Source organism: Dyadobacter sp., assembly GCF_051859145.1.
Classification (GTDB): domain Bacteria; phylum Bacteroidota; class Bacteroidia; order Cytophagales; family Spirosomataceae; genus Dyadobacter.
This window is the reverse complement of the sequence record NZ_JBHYGF010000144.1, coordinates 1-9,299: the sequence shown is the minus strand read 5'-3', so window position 1 is coordinate 9,299 and position 9,299 is coordinate 1. Positions and strand designations below refer to the sequence as shown.

Annotated in this window: 9 protein-coding genes and 2 pseudogenes; 2 read left to right on the top strand and 9 right to left on the bottom strand. The window is 45.9% G+C overall.

Annotated elements, in window-relative coordinates; all coding sequences use genetic code 11:
* Positions 1-1,100: 1,100 nt before the first annotated feature.
* The 9 genes and pseudogenes from ACTIE6_RS09990 to ACTIE6_RS09950 form a co-directional block, all read right to left on the bottom strand.
* The gene (locus ACTIE6_RS09990; protein WP_439556498.1) at positions 1,101-1,835 is read right to left on the bottom strand and encodes an alpha/beta hydrolase; all 735 of its coding nucleotides are present in this window, start codon (positions 1,833-1,835) and stop codon (positions 1,101-1,103) included.
* Position 1,836: 1 nt separating this feature from the next.
* Positions 1,837-2,601 carry a carboxymuconolactone decarboxylase family protein gene (locus ACTIE6_RS09985; protein ID WP_439556497.1) on the bottom strand — a complete coding sequence of 255 codons (765 nt, stop codon included), beginning with the start codon at positions 2,599-2,601 and terminating at the stop codon, positions 1,837-1,839.
* A 10-nt stretch (positions 2,602-2,611) separates the two neighbouring features.
* Positions 2,612-3,679: an alpha/beta hydrolase gene (locus ACTIE6_RS09980; protein WP_439556496.1), complete on the bottom strand. Its 1,068-nt coding sequence runs from the start codon at positions 3,677-3,679 to the stop codon at positions 2,612-2,614.
* A 44-nt stretch (positions 3,680-3,723) separates the two neighbouring features.
* Complete coding sequence (locus ACTIE6_RS09975) at positions 3,724-4,356, bottom strand: flavodoxin (RefSeq protein WP_439556495.1); 633 nt, start codon at positions 4,354-4,356, stop codon at positions 3,724-3,726.
* Between the two features lie 18 nt (positions 4,357-4,374).
* Positions 4,375-4,845, bottom strand: a complete 471-nt coding sequence (locus ACTIE6_RS09970) for a nuclear transport factor 2 family protein (protein ID WP_439556494.1) — start codon at positions 4,843-4,845, stop codon at positions 4,375-4,377.
* 12 nt (positions 4,846-4,857) lie between these two features.
* Positions 4,858-5,313: a nuclear transport factor 2 family protein gene (locus ACTIE6_RS09965; RefSeq protein ID WP_439556499.1), complete on the bottom strand. Its 456-nt coding sequence runs from the start codon at positions 5,311-5,313 to the stop codon at positions 4,858-4,860.
* Between the two features lie 84 nt (positions 5,314-5,397).
* Complete coding sequence (locus ACTIE6_RS09960; protein ID WP_439556493.1) at positions 5,398-6,252, bottom strand: aldo/keto reductase; 855 nt, start codon at positions 6,250-6,252, stop codon at positions 5,398-5,400.
* Positions 6,253-6,396: 144 nt separating this feature from the next.
* Positions 6,397-6,924 (bottom strand): carboxylesterase family protein, encoded by a 528-nt coding sequence (locus ACTIE6_RS09955; protein WP_439556492.1) that lies wholly within the window; start codon positions 6,922-6,924, stop codon positions 6,397-6,399.
* A gap of 67 nt (positions 6,925-6,991) precedes the next feature.
* Positions 6,992-8,004, bottom strand: a pseudogene (locus tag ACTIE6_RS09950) (carboxylesterase/lipase family protein).
* A gap of 166 nt (positions 8,005-8,170) precedes the next feature.
* On the opposite strand from ACTIE6_RS09950, the gene ACTIE6_RS09945 reads away from it, so the two are divergent.
* On the top strand, positions 8,171-9,076 hold the full coding sequence (locus ACTIE6_RS09945; protein WP_439556491.1) for a helix-turn-helix domain-containing protein: 906 nt from the start codon (positions 8,171-8,173) through the stop codon (positions 9,074-9,076).
* 18 nt (positions 9,077-9,094) lie between these two features.
* Positions 9,095-9,299: pseudogene (locus tag ACTIE6_RS09940) on the top strand (cupin domain-containing protein); the annotation flags it as partial.

The following is a 9,299-nucleotide window of genomic DNA, read 5'->3' as shown; positions in this document are numbered from 1 at the left end:
GTGATCCCGCCGCGCCGCGAAGGCTGGGATTCGAACGGCACCGGCCGCCCGGCCAGGACCCATACATTAAAAGCAGACGCTCGATGTATACCGTAAAACAAAAAAAGCGCCCCTTTTGAGGCGCCTTTGTGATCCCGCTGGGATCATTTATTAAAATGTAACTTATTGATTATCAAACTGTTACCTGCTAACAAATTACTTACTCACCGAATCACTCACTAATTGGGTGACCAGGCCTGCAATTAGTTCAAAGATAGTAAAAAGTAACATGTGTAATGGACAAAAGTTTTTACTGAAGATGGGATAACCTGGCTTCACCTTTCAAGCGGCACTTATAAACGTTAGGTCTCAGTTTTACGAAAAATTCTGAACTCTATTACTGTGATATCAAATTTCCCATTTTACTCTGCAAAAAACCGAACTGAGAATATATCAATGCCGACCATTTTGTTGGAGTATCAATGCCCTACGAAATACGCCGAAAGTCTATCCCCATTTCTTTCCAGCATAGCTTTATCAGTATTCAAATCTTTAGGTGGAAACACATGAAACCTTCACGATAGATTTTCTCACTACATGCTCTTTGAAAGGAGTCAAATTTTAGGTCATATTTCTTCTCGATCTTCGAAACCCTAATGCATACAATCACTATCCCGAAAAGTACAGTTAAAAGTGGCAGTTTGCAATAAGCTGTAACTTGTTTTACTGTACCACTAACATGTAATTTTAAGGAGCAGAAATTGGCTCTTTTCAGAATTATAAGGAAGTCGAAGTCGGAACAGGTAAGAGTACAGAAATACCACCGAATATAAAGACGATAACATTTGATAGATTATATCTATAATCAAACTTGATGATCTTTGAAGAACAAGAGAGCGACTCCCATATAAGCTTGGCTTTGTAAGTCCCTATCTGCTCAGAAGAAAAAGAAATTAAGTACCCATCAATATGATAAATGATGGGAAATAAATAGGAAGGCTTGTGATTAGGTTTCATCTGAATACAGAAATATATAGGATACTGACGAAAAGATACCTAGCATTGGTAAAGCAATTTGTTGTAAAGTGCCAGTTATGGATAAGCAGCAAGCAGGTCGAATTTTAATTGTAGATGATAATGAAAGCTTTGCCAATATCTGTAATGCTTGCCACCCCGGCATAAATTATTTTGCCGCCCGCAGCTTCTTGCGCACGTGCATCAGAAGCTTTCTTTAAACGCTCTTCAATGGTAGTCAATGCTGAATTTTGAAAGCCATTGCGCCGGACTTCACCTGAGTTAAACATGCTCAGTGTTGCAACCGCTTTAAGCCTTTTGTCAGATTGAGCTGCTGTTAACGTATATCCACCACCGCCACAGATGCCCAAAGCGCCAACACGGTTCACATCCACTCCCTTGTAGCGGGTGATAAAGTCGGCCATCCCACGAATGTCTTCGGTCCGAAAGGCAGGCTTATCGGTGTGACGGGGCTTGCCGCCACTAGCTCCCTGGTAGGCTGCATCCGCAGCAATGGTAATGTATCCTGCCCCTGCCAGCCGCTGCGCATACAGCCCACCTGTCTGTTCTTTAATACCGCCATTGGGGTGGGCAATTACTAATGCTGGATATTTTTTTGCAGGGTTGTAATTCGATGGGGTATATACGTTGGCGGCAATATCAATCCCATTCAACTTATATTTTACGGGGTGAATGTTGACTTTGCCTGCCATATTTTTTGAAATAGCACCATCATAAACCAGCGTAAACGGGTTTTTTGCTGTTGTAGACTGAGCGTTTGCTACCTGCACTTCTGACATCGATGCTAACAGGCTCATTGTTGCAATTGCTATATTTTTCATTCTATTTATTACTGCTTAATACTTCGTTTAAAACTGTATTTGCCACTGCCGTTTTCTGCTTGCCAATTGTTGGAGCAATGACAGTGACAAACTCTTTTAACTGGGCAGGCGACCAACCTGTGCGTAGTGAAATGCTCAAATGGCTTTTCAGCATTGGCTCAGCCTGGCCAATGGCGCTGATTACCGAAATGGTCACCAGTTCCCTTTGGCCGTAGGTCAGCACATCTCTTTCAAAGATGTCTGCAAACAAATGTTCCTTTAAGAATGTGTCTATGGCCGGCGCAAATGCGCCATAGCCCGAAGGCTGCTCGGGCTGTGGTGCCCCCGTCAGCTCACCCAATATTTTTTTGCCGCGCTCGTATTTGTTACTGTCATCTGAAACAGGCGAAGCCTCTTTTCCCATGTTGTCATTGATGCCCCTGGATTTCCTTTCTTCAATGACCTGCATGAATGTTTGCAGGCCGCGAATGCTCCGTGGAAAACCACAATATGCGTAGGTGTGCACCAGGACTTCCTTAATCTCATTGACACTCAAACCTGCATCAAGGCCCCCGCCAAGCTGTTTTCTTAGCTCTGGGATCTCACCTTGTGCTGTCAGGGAAGAAATAATAATGATGCCCTTTGCTTTGGGGTCTAACCCTTCTTTTGAGCTGACCACGTTCTGTGCCTTGATAATGTTAACAGTCATTAAAACCACCACTAACACCGTTATAAAGGCAGCTGGTTTTAACCTGATGGTTCTCAATTTGATTTTGCTTAAATCCATAGTCTGATGGTTACTTATCCAAGCCTTTTTCTTTTAACCATTTCTCTAACACTCCTGCAACTTGCTCACTGTTTAAGTCCGACATCAGAAAATGGGTATTGCCTTTGATACCTATCTCGGGCAAATGGACAATAGTAGCATCGCCCCCGTGGCTGTTTACCACCTTTGCCCACTCACGCGCGGTTGCCAGGACATTTCTCCAAAAATTCAGTGAAGCTGCTTTGGTTTCTTCTTTGGGTATAAAATCGCCGAAATAAACCACGATGGGTATCTTCGTCAGTTTCTTGAACTCCTCGAGTGGGACTCCTTTACCGCCACGGTTACCTTCCGGCTCCTGGCCTTCGGGAAAAGTAAAGCCACCCGGTTCATAAGCCACAACGGCTCTAACATGCTGGTTTTTGATAGCCGTCTTCCATCCAGGCGAACCACCGGCCGAATGGGTGAATAGGATCCCGTCGCCAGACTTATCCATCACTGCCGACATGGCATTTACGATCGTTGCTTCATCGACATTTCCTGTATTGGGCGTCATCATTCGGAAGAAATTGTCAAGCGCAACGCTGTCTTTGGGAAACTGGACACCCTCATTAAAATCAGGGTACAAGCCGATCCGGAACTGAGTGAACCAGGTCTGGTCATCTGGTGTAGCCGTGATCTGTCCCGGCTTTGAGGTTTGCCCTGCGTGGCCACGCCCGGGTTGGTCTACCAGATAAACACCGTAGCCTTTTCTTAGAAAGATATTGGAAAAGCCTTCCCTTCCATCGGCCGTGGTTTGCCAGCTGCGGCGCGATTGCCCGTAGCCATGCAGAAAAACCATAGAAAGTCGCTTTGCCTTTGGCGGGATCTGGTAAAACACGTCGGCATGGTCCCCGTGGCGGGTTTGTCCGCCCTGCGCTACATTCCAGGGTTTGAGCGCGTCGAACGTACCTTCACTTTTGGTTACGCTGCCACCAGCCGAAAAAGCGCCCTGCTCCTGAATGATTAAAGGTTTCTGACTTGTAGTTTTCTGTGCCTGGCCTTGCAAGCTAACTATTGAGCATACCACACATACAAGGCTTAGCATTGCTTTATTTCTCATATCTATTGCATTTAATTTGCGACGCTTGAATCAAATTGTTCGCATTAAATCATTTTAAGCTTTTCGAGCCATTGCTTGATCTCATCCTGGGTCTGGCGCGCTTTCTCATCCTTGATCATCAGCAGTTGCCCGTCCCTTTCAAGACCGCCCCGGGTCGAATAACCTTCCAGTATTTTACTGTTCGGGCATAGCTGTCTGACTGTTTCGAACGTGCTGCCAATGCCGTAACCACCGTTCGTATTGAAGGGAATGACGGTCTTACCGCTCAAATCGTATTGTTTCAGAAAACTTTTCATCGGCGGTGGGAGCTGCATCCCCCAAGTCGGAAAACCAACAAACACCACATCATACTGGCCGATACTATCAATTTTAGTTTTCAAAGGCGGCAGATATCCCGACTGGTTTTCACTGGCTACCTGCGCGACAGTTGCCTGATAATTTTCAGGATAGGGCTTTTCCAGTTCAATCGACACGAGTTTGCCGCCTACGTTCTTCTGAATCATTTCAGCCACTGCCTTGGTATTCTTCGTGCGGGATAAATAGACGATCAGGATATTGCCTGCTGCTATCTCGGTTTCCGTTTCAGCATCGATCCGCTCTGTTTGAGTAGAAGAGCAAGCCGATATCAAAAACAAAAAGGCTAGCAGCAGGTGTGATAATGGAGCTGTTCGTTTCATGCTTTCTAACCTGGTTTGTTATCCTCCCACTTTGGTAAACGAGAGCGACCCTAGTTTCCAACTTCCACTTTCCAGCACATACACTTCCGTCACTTCAAACTCGTTGGTAACCTCCCTGCCGCCAACGACCGCTAACAGTGTAATCCTGTTTAAAAGGATTGCCGTTGAACCAATGATGTTTACAGATACTTTATGGATATCTGCCTTTTTGTAATGAATGCCCCCGGACTTGATGATATTGACTTCCTGCTGTTTGCCCCAAGATCCTCCCATGTGAACAAAGACGGCCCTTTCATCAAAGAGCGCAGCAAGCGAGTCTGCATTCTTGTCTGCCATCCACTGCCATTTCGTTTTAGAAAGTGCAATGATTTTCTGCTCGGTGCTATTTTCACCTTGTGCGAAAGCTTTCTGAGAACCAAACATCAAGCCTGCTCCAAGCAACAGGCAGGAAAGGATTCTGGTGATTGTTTTATTTATGGTCAGTTTCATTGTATCCGCGGATTAATGTTTGATAACATGCGTATCACGTACGCTGCTGAATGTAAGGGCCAGCAGTTTCCAGTCAGCGCCCCGTTTCTTATAAACTTCCGTAACTGTAAATTCAACTTTCGCCTCACTACCCCGAACTGTTGATTCCAGCGTAATACGACTCCAAATGATAGCCGTATCGTCAAAAAGCTCCACCGCTGCATCGTGCACGTCGGCTTTTCTGTACCAGATGCTTCCGGTCTTGATGATATCCAGCTCTTCATCTTTTTTCCAGGTCCCGCTCATATGGACAAATTTTGCTTTGTCATCAAAGAGCTTGGCTAACTCGTCCACGTTTTTGTCCGCCATCCATTGCCACTTCTTTTTTGAAAGATCAATGATTTGCTGCTCCTGGCCGGCTGCGCCTTGCGCGCGTGACGATTGGAAACCTGCCAGCACAAGGCATATCCCTAGAAAAGTAGCTGACAGAATAGATTTGAAAACTGATTGATAATGCATGAGTAACAAGTTGATTTAGAGGCTAAAAAATTGATTTCTCGACCTTAATAATGACTATTTATCTTCGAGCTTTCTTTCACCCAACCATTTTACCATTTTCGGATCGCGGTGGTCAAAAAATGCGCTGGTTTTAGAATCCAAGGCATTGATCGCGCCCATATCTTCGGTGGAAAGCTGAAAATCAAAAATGTCCAGGTTCTCTGCCATTCTTTCTTTTCGGACTGATTTGGGAATTGCAATGACTCCGCGCTTTGTGAGCCACCGGACGACTACCTGCGCGATTGTTTTGCCGTATTTTTCGCCGATCGACGCAAGCAGCTCATTGTGGAACAAGCCGTTTTTGCCTTCTGCAAATGGCCCCCAGGACTGGATCTGCACATCGTTTTCTTCAAGGAACTGTTGTGTTTCAACCTGCTGGTGGAAAGGGTGCGTTTCAATCTGGTTGACGGCCGGAACAACTTCGTTGTGGATGATCAGGTCAATAAGCCTGTCGGGCTGAAAGTTGCTTACGCCGATCGCTCTCACTTTACCTTCCTTATATAGTTCCTGCATAGCACGCCACTCACCATACACATCCCCGAACGGCTGATGGATCAAATACAAATCCAGGTAATCCAGCTGTAACTTTTTCAGGGATACTTCAAATGCCTTTTTGGTGTCTTCGTAGCCATTTGATTGTATCCAGAGTTTGGTAGTAATGAACAGGTCTTCCCGCGCAATGCCACTTTTCTTAATAGCGTTACCTACTGCTTCTTCATTTTGATAAGACGCGGCCGTATCAATTAGGCGGTAGCCTGTCTGGATCGCATCCAATACACTTCTCTCACATTCGGCAAGGTCGGGCACTTGGAAAACGCCGAATCCCAGGATTGGCATTTCTACGCCGTTATTCAATTTTACTGTTTCCATTTGTGGTTTTTTGTTTGATGATGCAAAGTTCCGCCTTTCAAAGGGCCGGTTTGGTATATAGATTCCCGTTTTGTCTACCAATATTCCTGATAGATGTTTGGGGTCAAACCTGTCAGGAAAGCTATGCCAGAACCGCTTCTTGGTCTATTTATCCGCAGCCTTTTCCATCACGTCAAGCCTTGTTTTCTTAGGATCAGGTCCGCCCGCAGCCGAACCATCGGAGCGGAATTCAAGGACTTCATTTTTCTTTGGATCGAAAACTGGCCATTTCGGTAATCCCTTACCATTTGGGTCAGATGTCTTTGCGAAATTGGCCCAATACGTGTTCATCATTTTGGCAACCTCCTTGTCTTTTGGCGTGATAACCGCACCGTTGCGCTCCATCAGATTGTCAAATACATAAGCGATCTCGGAAGCATGTCCTGCGCCGAAACGCATCCGCTGTTGCATGGAAACTGCAACGTAAGAGAAAAGATAAACGTAGGCTTTGTCACCTTTGGCTGTGACCGCATCCGCTGTAAACCTGGCTGGCTCTGCCCAAACCTTATCGGTGTTGACCATCGAAAGCATTTGTGCGAAGTCTGTTTTACCATCCGGATCGTATGCAGCAACCATCTCGTTTTTAACAGGCTCAAATTGTGCGAGCAATTCTTCTTTCGATCTTGCATTCACAAAACCGGCAGGTACTTCTGCACTATTTGAACCAATGATGATGGGAACACGAATTTGCCTGCCAGCCTTATATGCACTCTCGAATGTCTACAACCAATCTGCCATCCAGGATCGGCCCTGCGTAAATGGGCACGCCGCCCTGGCCATTGCTTTCTTGTCCATTATCGACGATATCTTCCACAGACAGTGAGCGGAGTTTGGCTAGGGCTTCTGCATTCTTGCCCTGGATTCCGTGTTTAATAGCAAAGTTTACACCTATCGTCTCTGCTGATACAGGGTAATATTTATCAGCATTTTCCTTGCTTATAGGTCTGCTTGACAAAACGCCGTCACGTCCACCGCCTGATTCGATAATCGCCTTATGAAAAAGACCTTTCGCAGATGGGATCGTCAGCAGTGAATGCACAGAAACGCCACCGGCCGATTCGCCGAAAATCGTTACGTACTTTGGATCGCCACCGAAAGCGGCAATATTCTGCTGCACCCATTTTAGGGCAGCGATCTGATCCATATAGGCATAACTTCCTTTGGGCTCATTGGGATGCTCAGCGCTTAATGCGGGAAACGCGAAATGTCCAAGCCTCCCCAGGCGGTAATTGAAATTCACCAGGACGACACCTTGTTTGGCAAACTGATTGCCGAAAGTTTCAGGATATGAACTGCCCCCGCCTACAAATGCGCCTCCATAGATCCAAACCATAACTGGAAGTTTGTCTCCTTGCTTCGCATTTGCGGGTCGCCAGATATTCAGAAAGAGGCAGTCCTCCGATGTGTTTTCGCGGATCTTACCTGCCTGACGCGGCCAGCCCGACTGGGCACAGTCAGCGCAGAATTTGGTCGCATCTTTTATTCCTTTCCAGGCAGGAAATGGCTGCGGGGGCGCCATCTGTATTGTCCCACAGGCGCAGCAGCATAGGGAATTCCTTTAAAGACATCAACGTCAGCTTCCGTTACGCCCCGTAAAGTTCCAGCACTTGTCTGGACTGTGGGACTTGCGCTCGCATCCGTATTGGTCGATGTTTGCTGGGCCTGCAAACTGAAACTTAAAATGAAAGCTAAGCCGGTAAGTATGTTTCTCATTTTTGGACATTTCCGCAGTTTGATTGGATTGTAAATTTCGACCTTACTCCATAAGGGAATGGTATACAGATTCCTGTTTTATCTACCAATATTCCTGATTTGCCTTTCCGGACTTTTCATCAGGTACTGGATTGAGTAACTTTGTGCAGGTAAAAACCCCAAAACTATGGAAGACATCATTCGTTTCGACACTGTAAATCAATACAATACATTTAACCAGCAGGAAACACTTCACCCGCTGGTAACTGTGATTGATTTGTCAACCGCGAGTCCCAGAAAGAAGACCAGCCAGTATATGGGTTGCTATGGCATATTCTTGAAAGATGTCGTCTGCGGTGATCTTCGTTACGGGAAGGAATATTATGATTATCAGGAAGGCACGCTGGTCTTCATGTCACCGGGACAGGTTTTCACGGTAGAAAATGATGGTGAGCTTTATCAGCCAAAAGGCCATGCGCTCGTCTTTCATCCCGATCTGCTGCTAGGCACCTCGCTGAACGGGAAGATGCAAGAATTTTCGTTTTTTGGCTATCAGGTCAATGAAGCGCTGCATTTGTCCCAGCGTGAAAGGCAGATTGTTATGGACTGTTTCGGCAAAATCAAGTACGAGCTCGAACACGCCATCGACAAGCACAGCAGAAAACTCATTGTCGCCAATCTTGAATTGTTCCTGGACTATTGCACACGCTTTTACGACAGGCAGTTTATTACGCGCGATACAGTACACAGAGGAATTCTGGCAAAATTTGAGACTTTGTTGAGCAGCTATTTCAGCTCTGAGAAACCTCAAACCATCGGCTTGCCGTCTGTCTCATATTGTGCAGATGAGCTCAACTTGTCAGCGAAATATTTTGGTGACCTAATCAAGAAAGAAACTGGCCAGACTGCCCAGGAATACATCCAGATGAAGGTGATTGAAGCTGCAAAAGAAAGGATATTCAATAGTGACAAAACTGTTAATGAGATCGCTTTCGAGTTGGGCTTCAAATATCCCCAGCACTTTAGCCGCCTGTTCAAACAGCGGATTGGGCAAACTCCCAATGAATACAGGATATTAAGCAATCTTAATTAAATTAACCAGATACAGGTAATGAAGCGATCAAAAGGACTAGTCCGTTTGCGGTTAGCATTCCTGCTGACGTTCACGCATATTTTTGTAAACGCACAGGTAAAAGATGCCGGATCGCAAAGCACGTCGATTTTTCCAAAAGGACAGCTGGCCCCAGCTAGCAACTTTACAGGAAAGGCGTGGGTTCACCCATTGATCCAGGCAGATAGTGTTTTCAACATTCCCG